Annotated in this window: 15 protein-coding genes; 4 read left to right on the top strand and 11 right to left on the bottom strand. The window is 65.0% G+C overall.

Annotation, left to right across the window (positions count from 1 at the left end):
• Nucleotides 1-138: 138 nt before the first annotated feature.
• Genes ACFZAI_RS15380 through surE form a run of 4 tightly spaced genes read right to left on the bottom strand, consistent with a single transcriptional unit; the run spans nucleotide 139 to nucleotide 3363 of the window.
• Nucleotides 139-918, bottom strand: coding sequence for a 3'-5' exonuclease (locus ACFZAI_RS15380; protein WP_054421784.1), 780 nt, complete (start codon nucleotides 916-918; stop codon nucleotides 139-141).
• Entirely contained in the window at nucleotides 915-1778 is an 864-nt protein-coding gene (locus ACFZAI_RS15375) for a peptidoglycan DD-metalloendopeptidase family protein (RefSeq protein ID WP_391567664.1), read from the bottom strand. The genes ACFZAI_RS15380 and ACFZAI_RS15375 overlap by 4 nt, the downstream gene beginning before the upstream one ends.
• Before the next feature lie 17 nt (nucleotides 1779-1795).
• Nucleotides 1796-2620 (bottom strand): protein-L-isoaspartate(D-aspartate) O-methyltransferase, encoded by an 825-nt coding sequence (locus tag ACFZAI_RS15370; protein ID WP_391567663.1) that lies wholly within the window; start codon nucleotides 2618-2620, stop codon nucleotides 1796-1798.
• Complete coding sequence (gene surE / locus ACFZAI_RS15365) at nucleotides 2605-3363, bottom strand: 5'/3'-nucleotidase SurE (protein ID WP_054421778.1); 759 nt, start codon at nucleotides 3361-3363, stop codon at nucleotides 2605-2607. Before surE ends, ACFZAI_RS15370 begins: the two co-directional genes overlap by 16 nt.
• A gap of 180 nt (nucleotides 3364-3543) precedes the next feature.
• Here surE and plsY point away from each other — a divergent pair, with 180 nt between their 5' ends.
• Nucleotides 3544-4185 (top strand): glycerol-3-phosphate 1-O-acyltransferase PlsY, encoded by a 642-nt coding sequence (plsY, locus tag ACFZAI_RS15360; RefSeq protein ID WP_391567662.1) that lies wholly within the window; start codon nucleotides 3544-3546, stop codon nucleotides 4183-4185.
• A gap of 147 nt (nucleotides 4186-4332) precedes the next feature.
• Here the strand turns inward: plsY and tsaD are convergent, their stop codons facing one another.
• On the bottom strand, nucleotides 4333-5364 hold the full coding sequence (gene tsaD, locus ACFZAI_RS15355) for a tRNA (adenosine(37)-N6)-threonylcarbamoyltransferase complex transferase subunit TsaD (RefSeq protein WP_391567661.1): 1032 nt from the start codon (nucleotides 5362-5364) through the stop codon (nucleotides 4333-4335).
• A gap of 110 nt (nucleotides 5365-5474) precedes the next feature.
• Here tsaD and ACFZAI_RS15350 point away from each other — a divergent pair, with 110 nt between their 5' ends.
• The 3 genes from ACFZAI_RS15350 (at nucleotide 5475) to ACFZAI_RS15340 (ending at nucleotide 8603) form a co-directional block, all read left to right on the top strand.
• The gene (locus ACFZAI_RS15350) at nucleotides 5475-6767 is read left to right on the top strand and encodes an NCS2 family permease (protein ID WP_054421772.1); all 1293 of its coding nucleotides are present in this window, start codon (nucleotides 5475-5477) and stop codon (nucleotides 6765-6767) included.
• 262 nt (nucleotides 6768-7029) lie between these two features.
• Entirely contained in the window at nucleotides 7030-8052 is a 1023-nt protein-coding gene (locus ACFZAI_RS15345) for an LLM class flavin-dependent oxidoreductase (protein WP_391567660.1), read from the top strand.
• 176 nt (nucleotides 8053-8228) lie between these two features.
• Complete coding sequence (locus tag ACFZAI_RS15340) at nucleotides 8229-8603, top strand: co-chaperone YbbN (protein ID WP_006222300.1); 375 nt, start codon at nucleotides 8229-8231, stop codon at nucleotides 8601-8603.
• A 65-nt stretch (nucleotides 8604-8668) separates the two neighbouring features.
• Here ACFZAI_RS15340 and ACFZAI_RS15335 read toward each other — a convergent pair whose 3' ends face one another.
• The 6 genes from ACFZAI_RS15335 to ACFZAI_RS15310 all read right to left on the bottom strand — a co-directional run bounded on the left by ACFZAI_RS15335 (nucleotide 8669) and on the right by ACFZAI_RS15310 (nucleotide 14107).
• On the bottom strand, nucleotides 8669-9256 hold the full coding sequence (locus ACFZAI_RS15335; protein ID WP_391567658.1) for an IMPACT family protein: 588 nt from the start codon (nucleotides 9254-9256) through the stop codon (nucleotides 8669-8671).
• A 34-nt stretch (nucleotides 9257-9290) separates the two neighbouring features.
• Nucleotides 9291-10094: a transporter substrate-binding domain-containing protein gene (locus ACFZAI_RS15330; protein ID WP_391567657.1), complete on the bottom strand. Its 804-nt coding sequence runs from the start codon at nucleotides 10092-10094 to the stop codon at nucleotides 9291-9293.
• A 16-nt stretch (nucleotides 10095-10110) separates the two neighbouring features.
• On the bottom strand, nucleotides 10111-10884 hold the full coding sequence (locus ACFZAI_RS15325; RefSeq protein WP_391567656.1) for an ABC transporter permease: 774 nt from the start codon (nucleotides 10882-10884) through the stop codon (nucleotides 10111-10113).
• On the bottom strand, nucleotides 10881-11879 hold the full coding sequence (locus tag ACFZAI_RS15320) for an ABC transporter substrate-binding protein (protein WP_391567655.1): 999 nt from the start codon (nucleotides 11877-11879) through the stop codon (nucleotides 10881-10883). Before ACFZAI_RS15320 ends, ACFZAI_RS15325 begins: the two co-directional genes overlap by 4 nt.
• Nucleotides 11880-11945: 66 nt before the next feature.
• Nucleotides 11946-12716, bottom strand: coding sequence for an ABC transporter ATP-binding protein (locus tag ACFZAI_RS15315; protein WP_175169044.1), 771 nt, complete (start codon nucleotides 12714-12716; stop codon nucleotides 11946-11948).
• A 152-nt stretch (nucleotides 12717-12868) separates the two neighbouring features.
• Nucleotides 12869-14107, bottom strand: coding sequence for an MFS transporter (locus ACFZAI_RS15310; protein ID WP_391567654.1), 1239 nt, complete (start codon nucleotides 14105-14107; stop codon nucleotides 12869-12871).
• Between the last annotated feature and the right edge of the window lie 137 nt (nucleotides 14108-14244).

The following is a 14244-nucleotide window of genomic DNA, read 5'->3' as shown; positions in this document are numbered from 1 at the left end:
CGTGCCTGCCGCCCATGTTTCAGTCGATTGCGTCTGCGCCAGACGTGAAGACGGGGCCATGACGGCCCCGTGCTTGGCGATGCGTGCTTCCTGCTTCGCGCTGCTGACGGCAGAATTCTGACTTCCCCCGCTAACGGATCAGGTGGCGTCCCACGCCGCCATGTATTCCTTCCAATGCGGCGCGTCGCTAGCCGACAGCGTGTCGCGCACCAGCGCAACTTCGGCGTCGTAGCCCGTGCGGTCCAGTTCGCCACGCAAAAAGCGGAAGCGGCAATAGACCAGCCAGGTGTTGACGACATCGGTTTCGCAATAGGCGCGGACCTCGTCGGCGCGGCCCGTGTTCCAGGCTTCCCACACTTTGCTCCCGTCCATCCCGAGCTTGCCGGGAAAGCCGCACAGCTTGGCCAGGTCGTCCAGCGGCGCGTTGGCGCGGCCGTTGTACTTGGCCAGCACGTCCATCAAATCCACGTGGCGCGTGTGGTAGCGGGCGATGTAGTTGTTGAACTTGAAGTCTCGGTCTTCTTCGCCCATGTCCCAATAGCGCGGCGCAGGCACGCCCAGGATCAGGCTGCGGTAATGCAGAACCGGCAGGTCGAAACCCGACCCGTTCCAGCTCACCAGCTTGGGCGTATAGCGTTCGATGGTCTTGAAAAAACCGGCCAGCAAGGCGGCTTCGGGATCATCAGGCTGGCCCAGCGTCTTGACGCGGAAACCCTGGTCGTCGCGAAACACGCAGCCCACCACCGCCACCTTGTGCAGATGCAGCGGCAGGAAGTCGTGCCCGACGGCTTCGCGGCGCGCCGTCAGCGCGCGCTCGACTACTTCCTGATCAGGGACCTCGGGACCCCAGCCGTTGAGCTTGCGCAGCCCATCGGCATCAGGGATGGTTTCAAGGTCGAATACCAGGGTCGGCGTCATTTGGTGGGCAGGTACTGCATCGGGTCAACCGGCGTGCCTTGGCGGCGGATCTCGAAGTGCAGGCGCGGCGACGTGGTGTCGCTTTGGCCGAGTTCGGCAATCTTGGCGCCGCGCTTGACGTTCTGGCCCGTCTTCACCAGCAAGGCGCGGTTATGCGCATAGGCGGTGATGAACCCGTTTTGGTGTTCAACGATGATCAGGTTGCCCAGGCCGCGCACGCCGTTGCCGCTGTACTTGACCAGGCCATCGGCTGCGGCGGTGACCGGGTCACCCAGCGCGCCGGAGATATCGATACCCTTGCTGCTGGCGTTGAACGTTTGCACGATCGAGCCATTAGCGGGCCATGCCCAGTTGATGACGTTGGCGTCCGCCGCGCGCGGGGCGGGCTTGGTGTCAACGGGAGCGGGCGCCGGCGTGGGCGTGGCGTCCGGAGGCGGCAACGACGCGACCGGCGCGTCGGGCTGCTGATCCAGCGGACGCGGCTGCGGCTTGGCGCTAGCGATAGGCGCCGACTGCGCGCCACCGCCGCTGCCGGCCGACATCTTCAACACCTGGCCAACCGAAATCTGGTTGGGATCGCTGAGGTTGTTCCAGCGCTTGACGCTTTCCATGTCCACGTTGTTGGCGCGGGCGATCTTGTAGAGCGTGTCGCCCGGCTTGACCACATAGCTGCCACCGGGCGCGGCCGTCGGTGCAGGTTGCCCGCCGGTCATGTCGACCACCGGAGCGCGAGTTCCTTTTGATGCGCAGCCCGCCAATATGGCCAGGCTGAGTGCCCCCGCAATAAAAAGCGGACGGCGAAGGCGCGTCATGGACGCGCCCATAGTCATAGCGGTCAGTTGCGACTGCCCGTTGAGCATACGTTTCTCCTGTTTGCTCAAGATTGTATTCCGGCGCGTAGCGGCACAAAGCGCACGGCCTCTAATTCCGTTCTTTTCCAGCTGGCCGCGCCCGTGCGTTCGATCAGCACCAGGCGCTGGTTCGTGCCCCCTTCCGGGGCGATAAGGCGTCCGCCAGGCGCAAGCTGCGTGAGCAGCGCTTGCGGAATGGCCAGGCCAGCGGCAGCCACAACGATAGCATCGAACGGCGCCACGCCGGGCAGGCCCAAGGTGCCATCGCCATAGATCAGGCGAATCCTTGTCGTCAGCCGCAAAGCGCGCAGATGCTCGCGCGCCAGCTCGTACAGCCCACGGATGCGTTCGATGGAATGGACCTCGCGCACGAACTGCGCCAGCACCGCGGCCTGGTAGCCGCAACCGGCGCCCACTTCCAGCACGCGCGTGGGTGCGCGGTCTTCGCAGGCGGCGGCAATCATGCGCGCCACCACCCACGGTTGCGAGATGGTTTGCGAATGGCCGATGGGCAGCGCCGCGTCTTCATAGGCGCGGCTGGCCAAGGCCTCGTCCACGAACAGATGGCGCGGCACGGCGGCCATGGCGTTCAGCACGCGCTCGTCGCTGATGCCTTGGCCGCGCAGGCGCTGCACCATGGCCTGACGCAAGCGGTCGGAGTTCAAGCCCAGGTTGCTGCCGGCCGCAGGCGCGGGTGCTTGCGCCGGACGCTGCAAGGTGGGCGCAGAGATACGCGTGTTGCTGTTCGTGGCCGTGATGCCCGGGCCAAGGCGGCCCGAGTCGTAGCGGACCGGGCTGGGCCGGCCCGGCACGGCCTGGGACACGTCAGGTTGGCTTACGCGTTTACGCATAGCGGCTCTGCCCAAGTGCGGATTTCATCCAGTTGGCTGTGCTGCGTCAGGTCCAGCCGCAGCGGCGTCACCGACACGATGCCCTGCTCCACCGCGTGGAAATCCGTACCGGGGGTGGCGTCGGCCGCCAAGCCGACGGGGCCGATCCAGTAAACGGTATCGCCGTACGGCGTGGTGGTGCGCACCACGGGCTGCGACGGATGCCGCTTGCCCAAGCGCGTCACGGCGAACCCGTGCAGGTCGTCAAAGCGGCGGTTGGGAATGTTGACGTTCAGCAAGACAGGGGCGGCCAGGGGCTTGGCCAGATGGCGTTCGACGACCAGACGGGCGGCGCGCGCGGCGGAGTCGATGTGTTCCCAGCCTTTTTCGGCCAGCGAAAACGCAATGGCGGGGATGCCGAACAGATAGCCTTCGCTGGCGGCGGCGACGGTGCCCGAATAGAGCGTGTCGTCGCCCATGTTGGCGCCGTTGTTGATGCCGGACACGACCAGATCCGGCCGCGTATCCATCAACCCCGTCAGCGCCACGTGGACGCAGTCGGACGGCGTGCCGTTGACCGCGATGAAGCCGTTGGACGCCGTACGCACCGACAAGGGGCGGTTCAGCGTGAGGGAGTTCGAGGCGCCGCTGTGGTTGGTCTCGGGCGCAACGACGGTGAGATCGCCCAGGCCTTCCAGCGCGGCAACCAGCGCTTCAAGCCCAGGGGCCGAGTAACCATCATCGTTCGAAACCAGAATTCGCATTGTGCATCCGAAAGAAAATAAAACGCGCGTGGACGTGTCGGATTGTACCGTCCGCAGCCGGACCCTGTATGACTGCCTGCGACAAGCGGGCGCCGACGCCACGCTCGATAACCCGTACCCAGAGCCGCCCCCGGGCGCGGTAGAATCCGCGCCATTACGACAACAACGGACTCCCTTTCCATGGCGATTACCGAACCCTCCCTGGCGTTCACCGCTGCGCTCATCCTGCTGGCCTACCTGATCGGCTCCGTGCCGTTCGCCGTAGTGGTCAGCAAGCTGATGGGGCTGCAAGACCCCCGTAGCTACGGGTCGAAGAACCCTGGCGCGACGAACGTGCTGCGCACCGGCAACAAGACGGCCGCCGCGCTGACCTTGCTGGGCGACGCCGCCAAGGGATGGTTCGCGATCTGGCTGGCCGAAAGGCTCGCGCCGGGCATCGCTCCCGCTGGCCTGGCCCTGGTGGCGCTGGCCGCCTTTGTCGGCCACCTGTACCCCGTGTTTTTGGGCTTCAAGGGCGGCAAGGGCGTTGCGACGGCGCTGGGCGTGCTGGTGGCGATTCAGCCCTGGCTGGCCGTGGCCACCGCGGCCACCTGGCTGATCATTGCCATTTTCTTCCGCTATTCCTCGCTGGCCTCGCTGGTGGCGGCGTTCTTTGCGCCCGTGTACTACGTGTTCGGCTCAGGGCTGGCTTGGTATGCGCAGCCCGCCATGGGCATCGCGCTGGCGGTGATCGGCGTGCTGTTGTTCTACCGCCACCGCGCCAACATCACCCGCCTGATACAAGGCACCGAAAGCAAAATCGGCGGCGGCAAGAAAAAATAAGCGCGGTCTTCCGAGACGCGATTTTCGATGAAAAAGGCGGCATGGCCGCCTTTTTCTATGTTGCCGGCTGCATTCGCCGGCCTTTTCCGGCTGCCTTGTTGCCGACTGCCTTTGCCGGCTGCCTTTGCTGACCGCTATTGCCTACCGTTACGCGATATCAGCCAAATCCCAGCGTGGCTTTACCGTAAAGCTGTGCGCATCCGGGTCCAGCGTCACCAAGCCTGCCTTGACCCGTTCGGCCGCCGCAAACGCAATCATCGCGCCGTTGTCGGTGCACAGTTCCAGCGGCGGAAAGTACGCCTGGGCGCGCAAGGGCTTGAGGGCCGCGGCCAGCTTGGCGCGCAGCAATTGGTTCGCGCCCACCCCGCCCGCCACCACCAGCCGGCGCAGTCCGGTCTGCTTCAACGCCTTGATGGCCTTGGCCGCCAGCACATCCACAATCGCGCCCTGCGTGGCCGCCGCCAGATCGGCGCGGGTCTGGTCGTCCAGCCCGCCCGCCTTTTCCGCCGCCTTCACCCGCGTCAGCACCGCCGTTTTCAGGCCGCTGAAGCTGAAATCCAGGTCACCACTGTGCAGCATTGGCCGGGGCAGATCGAAGCGCGATGCGTCGCCCTGGCCCGCCAGCTTGGCCAGCGCGGGGCCGCCGGGGTAGCCCAGGCCCATCAGCTTGGCCGACTTGTCGAAGGCTTCGCCCGCGGCGTCGTCCAGCGTTTCACCCAGCAATTCGTAGCGGCCCACGCCGTCCACCCGCATCAGCTGCGTATGGCCGCCCGACACCAGCAGCGCCACGAAGGGAAAGTCGGGCCGGGGGTCGGCCAGCATGGGCGACAGCAGATGCCCTTCCAGGTGATGGATGCCGATGGCGGGCAGATGGCGCGACCACGCGAACGACTGCGCGACGCTCGCGCCCACAAGCAGCGCGCCCGCCAGCCCCGGGCCGGCCGTGTAGGCCACGGCGCCGATGTCCGACATTTGCAGGCCCGCCTCTTCCAGCACCTGACGGGTCAGGGGGACGACGCGGCGGATATGGTCGCGAGAGGCGAGTTCCGGCACCACGCCACCATATTCCTGGTGCATGGCGATCTGGGTATGCAGCGCGTGCGCGAGCAGACCTCGTTCCGTACATACGGCTGCGACACCGGTTTCGTCGCAGGAGCTTTCAAAGCCGAGAATAATCATGGCGGCAGAGTTTACAACTGATGCGAAAATACGCCTGTTTCAAAATCGCGGAGGCCCTTTGGCCGCCGCCCACAACAACCTATAAGCCTGCAAACCCATTGGGGACTCGAATGCTGGAGAAGCTATTCAAGCTGCGTGAGCACGGGACGACCGCGCGCACCGAGATCGTGGCCGGTCTGACGACCTTCCTGACGATGTCATACATCATCTTCGTCAACCCGGACATCCTGTCATCCACCGGCATGGACCGCGACGCGGTCTTCGTCGCCACCTGCCTGGCCGCCGCGCTGGGCTCGCTGGTGATGGCGCTGATCGCCAACTGGCCGATCGGCATGGCGCCGGGCATGGGCCTGAATGCGTTCTTCGCCTTCACCGTGGTCAAGACCATGGGCTACACGTGGGAACAGGCGCTGGGCGCCGTGTTCATCTCGGGCGTGATCTTCCTGATCCTGACGATATCGGGCATTCGGGTATGGCTCGTCAAAGGCATTCCGCATTCGCTGCGAAGCGCCATTGCCGCGGGCATCGGGCTATTTCTGGCCATTATCGCGCTGTCCAGCGCGGGCATCGTCGTTGCCCACCCGGCCACCAAGGTCTCGTTGGGTAACCTGACCACGCATGGCCCGCTGTTCGCAATTCTGGGCTTCTTCATCATCGCGTCGCTGGACGCGCTGCGCGTGCGGGGTGCGATTCTGATCGGCATCATCGTCGTGACGGTGTTGTCGATGGCGATGGGCTACAACGAGTTCAAAGGTATCTTCTCGGCCCCGCCCAGCCTGGCGCCCACGTTCCTGAAGCTGGACATCATGGGCGCGCTGCACAGCGGTTTCGTCCACGTGATTCTGGTGTTCGTGCTGGTGGAAGTGTTCGACGCCACCGGCACGCTGGTGGGCGTGGCCAAGCGCGCCGGCCTGGTCCCGGAAGGCAAGCCCAACCGCTTGGGCCGCGCCCTGTTCGCCGACAGCACCGCCATCGTCGCAGGCTCCGCATTGGGCACCAGCAGCACGACGGCGTTTGTGGAAAGCGCCTCGGGCGTGCAGGCAGGCGGGCGCACCGGCATGACCGCACTGGTCGTCGCCCTGCTGTTCCTGGCCGCGCTGTTCATTTCGCCGCTGGCAGGCGCCGTACCGGCCTACGCCACCGCCCCCGCCCTGCTCTATGTGGCCGGCCTGATGATGCGCGAGCTGATCGACATCGACTGGAACGAAGTCACCGAAGCCACGCCGGCCGCGCTCACCGCGCTGGTCATGCCCTTTACGTACTCCATCGCCAACGGCATTGCCTTTGGCTTCATCAGCTACGTCGTGCTGAAAACCGCCACGGGCAAGGTCCGCGACGTGCATCCGGCCACGTGGCTGGTGGCGGTGCTTTTCGTGATCCGCTACGCGTTCTTCCCGGAATAACGGGCGCCCGCCCGCACGGACAACAAGCCGCCCGGCATGGCCGTGGCGGCTTTTTTATTGCGCGCGCGGGGCCGATCAGCCCAGGCAATCATCAAGATAGTCTCAGGCAATACAACCCGCCCGCCCACAAGGTTGCTGCCGGTTCAGCTTGATTTCGCCGATACACTCCCCATGTATCACGGTATATGGAGTCCACCTTGCGCCTTACCCGATTTGCCCCCGCCTTGCCGCCCTGTCACGCCTTGCACGCTGAGGTGTCCGCATGAGCGCCCTCGCCCGCATTCCGTTCTCGGTCCTCGACCTGGCCCCGATTGTTCAGGGCCGCGACGCCGCTGACGCCTTCCGCAATACCGTGGCGGTGGCCCAGCACGTTGAACGCTTGGGCTACAAGCGCTTCTGGCTGGCCGAGCATCACAACATCAATGGTGTGGCCTCCAGCGCCACGGCAGTGCTGATTGGCCACGTGGCGGGCCATACGAGCACGCTGCGCGTCGGGTCCGGCGGCATCATGCTGCCCAACCATGCGCCGCTGATCATTGCCGAACAGTTCGGCACGCTGGAAACGCTGTATCCGGGCCGTATCGACCTGGGCCTTGGCCGTGCGCCAGGCAGCGACGGCGCGACTCAGCACGCGCTGCGCCGCGGTCCGCGCAGTGGCCTGGAATTCCCGGCGCTGGTGGAAGAATTGCGCGGCTTCCTGGCGGCATCGCGCCCCGGCCAGCCTGTGCGCGCCATTCCCGGCGAAGGCCTGGACATTCCGATCTGGCTGCTGGGCTCCAGTGATTTCAGCGCCCGTCTGGCTGCCGAATTGGGTCTGCCCTTCTCGTTTGCGGGGCACTTCTCGCCCGAGGGCATGGCGGCGATGCGCCTGTACCGGCATCTGTTCAAGCCATCGGCCACGCTGGCCCGCCCGTACGCCATGATCGGCGTGCCGGTGGTGGCGGCGGAATCCGACGAGGCCGCTCAGCGCCAAGCCACCACGCAGCAGCTGAAATTCCTGTCGCTCGTACGCGGCCACCGCCTGCAACTGCAGCCGCCGGTCGAGAATATGGACGGATTGTGGAACGAATGGGAGCGTGAAGCGGTCAATCAAAGATTGGGCGCCGCCATCGTGGGCGGCCCTGATACCGTCAAGCGCCGTCTGGAAGCGCTGGTGGCCGAAACGGAAGCCGACGAAGTCATGATCGTGTCCGACTTCTTCGACATCGCCGACCGCCTGCGCTCCTTTGAAATTGTCGCGTCGTTGAAGAACGACGCCGGCGTCTCTACAAAAACCGCGGTCTAAAGCACCGCTGAATGCGCTCTTCATAGCGCTAACCATTGCGACGCAGCTATCGACGGCTCTACTATTAACGACAGAGCACGTGGCACATCAAGCGTCGCCGAATCAGGTCCGGGGCTGGCACACCCTGAATCTCTGACACCGCCTTTTTGCGCCGTGCATCGCGGCAAGGATACAAAATGAGTATTGTTGAACTCACCAAAGACAGCTTCCAGGACGCCATCACCCCCGACGGCACCCTGATCGTCGACTTCTGGGCTCCCTGGTGTGGCCCCTGCCGTGGTTTTGCTCCCGTGTTCGAGCAAGCCGCGACCGAGCACACCGACGTCACGTTCGCCAAGGTGAACACCGACGTTGAGCAGGAATTGGCCGGCGCCCTGGGTATCCGCTCGATCCCCACGCTGATGGTCTTCCGTGAGAAGGTCCTGCTGTTCTCGCAACCCGGCGCCTTGTCGGGCGGCCAGCTGAACGAGCTGCTCGCCAAGATCAAGGAAGTGGACATGGAAAAGGTCCACCAGGAAATCGCCGCGGCGCAAGACAGCCAGAACGCGTAAACAACCTAGGGGCCCGATACCGCGGGCCCCTTTTCATTGTTGCGCGGAATTTTTATACGCTTGGGTCACGACACCTGTTCCCAGGCAGAGCGCCCCCGCGTGATGTTGGCGACGGTGACCTCCAGGTCACTTACCGCGGTGCGCGGCACCACGAAGCACAGCGCCACGCCCTCTTCATTGAAATCTTCCTGCTGCACCACCGCGCCCGCCTGCGCCAGCCGCGACTTCAGCAGCGCCAGCTCCGCAAAGCCGCACGTGCAGGTGACGGTGGCCAGGTCCACGATTTCGGTGCGTTCGCCCAGACGCAGGCAATTCGCGGCGCAGCCGCCATAGGCGCGCACCAGCCCTCCTGCCCCCAGCTTGATGCCGCCATACCAACGCACGACCAGCACCGCCACGCGGTCCATGTCCTGCCCTTCGATGGCTTGCAGAATGGGACGGCCGGCCGTGCCGCCGGGCTCACCATCATCGTTGAACCGGTATTCCTGCCCGATGCGGTAGGCCCAGCAATTGTGGGTGGCTTCGGGGTCGCTGCGCTCGGCAAAGAATCGCATCGCCTCGTCTACGGTGGCCACCGGTGCAGCGTAGGCGACAAAGCGGCTTTTCTTAATGTCTTCCTGATACGAGCAAGGAGCGGTCAACGTGTGCGTCATGCCCGGCATTGTAAGTGCTGGCGCACGCGCGCCTCTAGCCGTGGCAGTCGGGGACTTCCTGATCCAGATAAACGTCGAAGGCCACGTCGCGCGCCCATTTCGCCGTCATGGCTTTCCAGGCGCCTGCCCGATCCCAGGCCCGCATTTCGTCCGCCAGCCAGGCGCGGCCTGCGGCGTCATTGGCGGGCAGCAGCCATACGCGATCGCGCCGCACGCCATCGGGGGCCAAGGTCGACGAGAATTTTTTCCATTCGGGAAAGCGCACCAGCGGTTCCCAAACCGTGTCGTCCACCAGACCGATATCGCACGCGCCTTCGCGCACCGCAACCAGCGCATCGGACGGCACGCGGTATGTGCGCACTACCGCGCCCCAGCTCTCGGCGAGCTTGCGCGCCTCTGTTGCCGCTTCGGCCATGCAGACGCTGCGGCCTTGCACATCGGAAGGCTTGCGCCAGCGCGTATCGCTGCGGATAACGGCCTTGGGGCGCGTGCCGTAGCCCGTGGGCTGCACTGCCACGGCTTGCGGCTGGCCGGCGGCGCTATCCGCCAGCACCACATCCACCTGCCCTGCCGACAAGGCGGCGGCCGCGTCTGCCGCGGCCACCTGATGCAAGCGCACCGGCAGGCCCAGGCTCTGGCCGAGCTTGTCGGCCATGTTGGCATCCAGCCCATCGGGCGTGCGGATCTTCGCGCCCGCCACGGGAGGCGGGGCCAGATACGGCACGCCCACCACCAGCTCACCGCGTGCTTTCGCAGCGGCAAAGCCCGCGGGTTGCGCATGCGCCATGCCGGTCAGCAAGGCGCATCCCGTCAGCATGGTTAGGGATAGGCGGCGCATGATGCGTGTCCGGCGCTTACACGTACTGGTAGCGCAGCAGCCGATGCTTGAGGTTTTCAAGCACGAACTGATCGATCAGCGCGGCCAGCACGGCAATGACCAGAATGTTGGTCATGACGCCGGTCATGTCGGCGATCTCGCCTGAATACGCCAGCGAACGGCCCAGGCCTTTGCCGAAGCCGATCAGCATCTCGGCCGAAATCAACGCGCGCCACGCGTTGCCAAACGCCAGTTGCGCGCCGGTGATCAGTTCAGGCATGACGGCGGGCAGGTACACGCGCTTGACCAGCCCCCAGCGCGTGGCCCCCATGACGCGCGCGGCCGACACGTGCACGCGCTGCACGGACTCGGTAGCGTTCATGACGCTGAGCGCGGCCGGGAAGAACGCCGACAGCGCCACCACCACGATAATCGGCGTATTGCCGAAGCCCATCACGATCAGGAACAGCGGCACCCACGCAATCGACGGAATCGATTGCAAGATGACGATCGCGCTGCGCAGCACTTCGCGAAAGAAGAACAGCACCGCGGCCACCAGACCGAAGCCAATGCCCGCCGCCAGCGCCAAGCCGTAGCCCGCGCCCAGGCGGCCCAAAGTACCCATCAGGCTTTGATGGAACGACTGCTTGCCCAGGTCTTCGAACAAGCGTTCGACCACCGCAGGCACGCCCGGCATCAGGAAATCAGGCAGCGCGAACGCCGCCAGCTGCCACAACGCAAGAATGAACAGGACGCCCAAAACGCCCGCAAAATGCTTGCGGGCGCCGGTCACTCGGGTAGACGAGCTCAAAGTTTGCGCGCCTCTTGCCAGGACAGGTCAACGATGCTGGACACGTCATACGGCTTGCCGTCGCGCGTCTTCAGCGAACCCTGGGCTTGCAGGATGTCGGCAATTTCCTGCATGCGCGCGGTGTCTTTCTGCGTGAGCTTGGGCGTGAACACTTGCGTGCTGATGGCTTCGGCAATGACCGTTTCGCGCGGCAGTTCGCCACGGGTCAGCGTCTTCAGCGTGGGCTCGGCAATGAAGTACGACGCGATTAGCTTGGACGCTTGCGCCGGTTCCTTTTGCAGCAGCGTGATGGCCTGGTTCTGCGCATCCAGCGCCTTCCAGACATCATCCTTGCGCTTGGCCAGCGTTTCACCCGACGTGATCACGACCATGCACGGGAACGGCCAGGCCTGGCCCACTTCGTAGATTTGTTTGACCGGCGCCACCAGCTGCGCGATGCGGTCATAGGGCTCGAACAGGAAGGCCGCGTCCACGCGCTTGCCCACCAGCGATTGCACCGCCACGGCCGGGCTTACGCCCATGACGTTGACGTCGTCCGCGCCCAGGTTGCCTTGCTTGAGCACCACGCCCTTCAACACGACGTCGGCCGTGCTGCCTTCGGCTTGCGAGGCCAGCGTCTTGCCCTTCAGGCCGGCGATGTCTTTGATGCCGGAATCGTCACGCACGATCAGCGAGTGATAGCCCTGCTGCGCGCCGCCCACCACTTTCAGGTCAGCGCCCTTCGATGCCCAGGCCACCGCGTTGGTGAAGCCCAGCACGCCGATGTCGAGCTGGCCGCCGACAATCGCCTTGATCAGATCGGTGCCCGACTTGAATTCGATCAGTTCAGAATCCAGGCCCGCCTTTTTGTAGTAGCCGCCCTCTTGCGCCACGATCGCTTGCGCATCGTCCATGACGCGCAGATAGCCCACGCGGAATTTTTCGGCAGCCATTGCGGGGGCCGCGGCCAGCAGCGCAGCCGCCAGCGGCAGAGACAGCCATTGCTTCAATTTCATGAGAGGGAGCTCCAGGGAATTCAAGGTCGGCAGCGGCGCAGCGCCGCCACAAATGAGAGAGGTGAATCAGGCTGCCAGGGCCAGATCGGAATGGGCTTGCGAACCATCGACCGCGATGCCGAGCAAACGCAGGATCTCGCGCTTTTCAGCCGCCAGGTCCGACAGGTCGTGCGTTTTTTCGCGATGCGCCAGATTGAATTCACGCAGCACGCGCGCCGGGCGCGGGCTGAAGACCACGATGCGGTCGGCCAGGAACAAGGCTTCATCCACATCGTGCGTGACGAGCAGCACGGTAGGCTTTTCCTGGGCGATCAGTTGGCGCAGCACGTCTTGCAGACTCAGGCGAGTCAGCGCATCCAGCGCACCGAAGGGTTCGTCCATCAGCATCGTCTTGGGCTGCGCGATGAAAGCGCGGGCCAAAGCGGCGCGTTGGCGCATGCCGCCGGACACCTGGTGCGGATAATAGTGTTCGAAGCCGCCCAGGCTGACACGCGCCAGCCAGTGGCGGGCGGCCTCGCGAGCGCGCTTCTTGGGGGTGTTCTGGAATTCCAGCGCCAACGCCACGTTGTCTTCCAGGGTCAGCCACGGATACAGCGCGTGTTCCTGAAACACCAGCGTGCGGCTAGGGTGCGGGCCGGCCACGGCTTGGCCGTCGGCCAGCACGCTACCTTGCGTGGGCTTTTCCAGGCCGGCCGCCAGATGCAGCAGCGTGGATTTGCCGCAGCCCGACGGGCCTACCAGGGCGACCAATTCACCGGTCTTGATTTCGCTGGTAAAGCCATCCACAACGGGCAGGTCGCCGAAGTGTTTGTGGACGTGGTCGAAGGTCAGGTTCATGGAACGAATCGTGGGCGCGCGTGGAGACGAGGCCTAAATCTAACAATTCGTTATATGAATTCAAACGATCAATATTGAATGTCTTTAAAGCTTCAGGTTATATCCAGCTGATACGCAAGCGCGGCTGGCCCACCCCGCCCAGGGCGCCACGATCACCCTGCGGTGGCCCGCGTTGAAGCCTGCGCCGCTTGCCGATTGGCGTGCCGCTGCAAGCCAAACGCGATCATGAAGCCGATCAGCACTGCCAGTGCGGCGGACAGGAAGATGGACGGATAGCCATAGCCGTTGGAAATGTACCCGGCGACGGGGCCGGTCACCCCCAGCGCCAAGTCCAGGAACGCGGAATACGCGCCCAGCGCCGCGCCACGGCTGCCGGCTGGCACCCGCGCCACCGCTTCCACGCCGATCGCCGGGAAGACCAGCGCAAAGCCGCAGCCCGTGAGCGCTGCGCCCAGCAGCGCGGCCGTGGGATTGGGCGCGAGCCACAGCAGCAGCAAACCTGCCGCCTCAACCAGGAACGACACCTGCGCCACGCGGAAGCCGCCAAAGCGCGTGATGGTGCCCGCGAACAGCAGACGCACGCCAATGAAGGCGCAGCCGAATGCGCTGAGCGCGTGCGCCGCGCCCTCCCAGGTCATGCTGGTGTAATACAGCGCCACGAACGCCGCCAGCGTGCCGAAGCCCACGGAACCCAGTCCCAGCGCCATCCCGTGCGGGAAGACGCGCAGCACCACGCTCTTGAACGCCATGCGATGGCCGCCCACGATAGCGACCGCCGCGCGCGACACCGCCAAGCCCAAGCCCGCCAGCCCAAGCAGCAGCACCGCGCCGCCCAGCGCGCCCATGCTCCATTCCTTTTCCAGCTGCACGCCCAGCGGCGCGCCCAGCGCCAACCCGCCGTAGGTGCAGATGCCGTTCCATGAAATGACGCGTGCGGTATGCAGCGGGCCGACGCGGGCAATGGCCCAGGTCGCTGACCCAGTTCCCACCCAGCTTTCGCCAAAGCCCAGCGCCAGCCGGCTGACGATAATGGCGGCCAGGCTCAGCCAGGCGCTGCGTTCAAACGCATAGGCCAGCAGCAGGAACACGCCGCTGGCCGCGCAGGCCACCATGCCGATCACGACCGTCTGCTTAGGGCCCACCGTGTCGGCCATGCGGCCTGCGTGCGAACGGCTGAGCAAGGTCGCCACGTACTGCACGCTGATCGCCAAGCCCGCAAGCACGGTGCCATAGCCCAGCTTGTCGTGCACGTAGCCCGGCAACACCGCCAGCGGCAAGCCAATGGCCAGATAGCAGATGAACGTGAAGAACGCGATGGAAACAATGCGGGCGGTCAGCGTGAACGTGCTGATCTGCGCGCCGTCGGGCGCGATATGCGGTGTGGGAGACATGGAAGGCGGGGAAAATACCTGACCGAACGGTTCAGGGTAAACCCGATGATAGCGCAATCAATATTGCAGCGGGCTGAACATCGGCGGGCTGAAAACAACACGGCGCGCCCCGAAGGGACGCGCCGTGTTGGAACACA

The organism is Achromobacter sp. NPDC008082 (assembly GCF_042957345.1).
Classification (GTDB): domain Bacteria; phylum Pseudomonadota; class Gammaproteobacteria; order Burkholderiales; family Burkholderiaceae_B; genus Achromobacter; species Achromobacter kerstersii_A.
Note: the sequence above shows the minus strand (reverse complement) of the source record. Positions and strands in the feature narration are given on the sequence as shown.

Bases quoted from the DNA above. Each gene is read 5' to 3' on its own strand.
- ACFZAI_RS15380 (WP_054421784.1), bottom strand. From the start codon at position 918: ATGACGCCGACCCTGGTATTCGACCTTGAAACCATCCCTGATGCCGAT.
- ACFZAI_RS15375 (WP_391567664.1), bottom strand. From the start codon at position 1,778: ATGCTCAACGGGCAGTCGCAACTGACCGCTATGACTATGGGCGCGTCC.
- ACFZAI_RS15370 (WP_391567663.1), bottom strand. From the start codon at position 2,620: ATGCGTAAACGCGTAAGCCAACCTGACGTGTCCCAGGCCGTGCCGGGC.
- surE (WP_054421778.1), bottom strand. From the start codon at position 3,363: ATGCGAATTCTGGTTTCGAACGATGATGGTTACTCGGCCCCTGGGCTT.
- plsY (WP_391567662.1), top strand. From the start codon at position 3,544: ATGGCGATTACCGAACCCTCCCTGGCGTTCACCGCTGCGCTCATCCTG.
- tsaD (WP_391567661.1), bottom strand. From the start codon at position 5,364: ATGATTATTCTCGGCTTTGAAAGCTCCTGCGACGAAACCGGTGTCGCA.
- ACFZAI_RS15350 (WP_054421772.1), top strand. From the start codon at position 5,475: ATGCTGGAGAAGCTATTCAAGCTGCGTGAGCACGGGACGACCGCGCGC.
- ACFZAI_RS15345 (WP_391567660.1), top strand. From the start codon at position 7,030: ATGAGCGCCCTCGCCCGCATTCCGTTCTCGGTCCTCGACCTGGCCCCG.
- ACFZAI_RS15340 (WP_006222300.1), top strand. From the start codon at position 8,229: ATGAGTATTGTTGAACTCACCAAAGACAGCTTCCAGGACGCCATCACC.
- ACFZAI_RS15335 (WP_391567658.1), bottom strand. From the start codon at position 9,256: ATGACGCACACGTTGACCGCTCCTTGCTCGTATCAGGAAGACATTAAG.
- ACFZAI_RS15330 (WP_391567657.1), bottom strand. From the start codon at position 10,094: ATGCGCCGCCTATCCCTAACCATGCTGACGGGATGCGCCTTGCTGACC.
- ACFZAI_RS15320 (WP_391567655.1), bottom strand. From the start codon at position 11,879: ATGAAATTGAAGCAATGGCTGTCTCTGCCGCTGGCGGCTGCGCTGCTG.
- ACFZAI_RS15315 (WP_175169044.1), bottom strand. From the start codon at position 12,716: ATGAACCTGACCTTCGACCACGTCCACAAACACTTCGGCGACCTGCCC.
- ACFZAI_RS15310 (WP_391567654.1), bottom strand. From the start codon at position 14,107: ATGTCTCCCACACCGCATATCGCGCCCGACGGCGCGCAGATCAGCACG.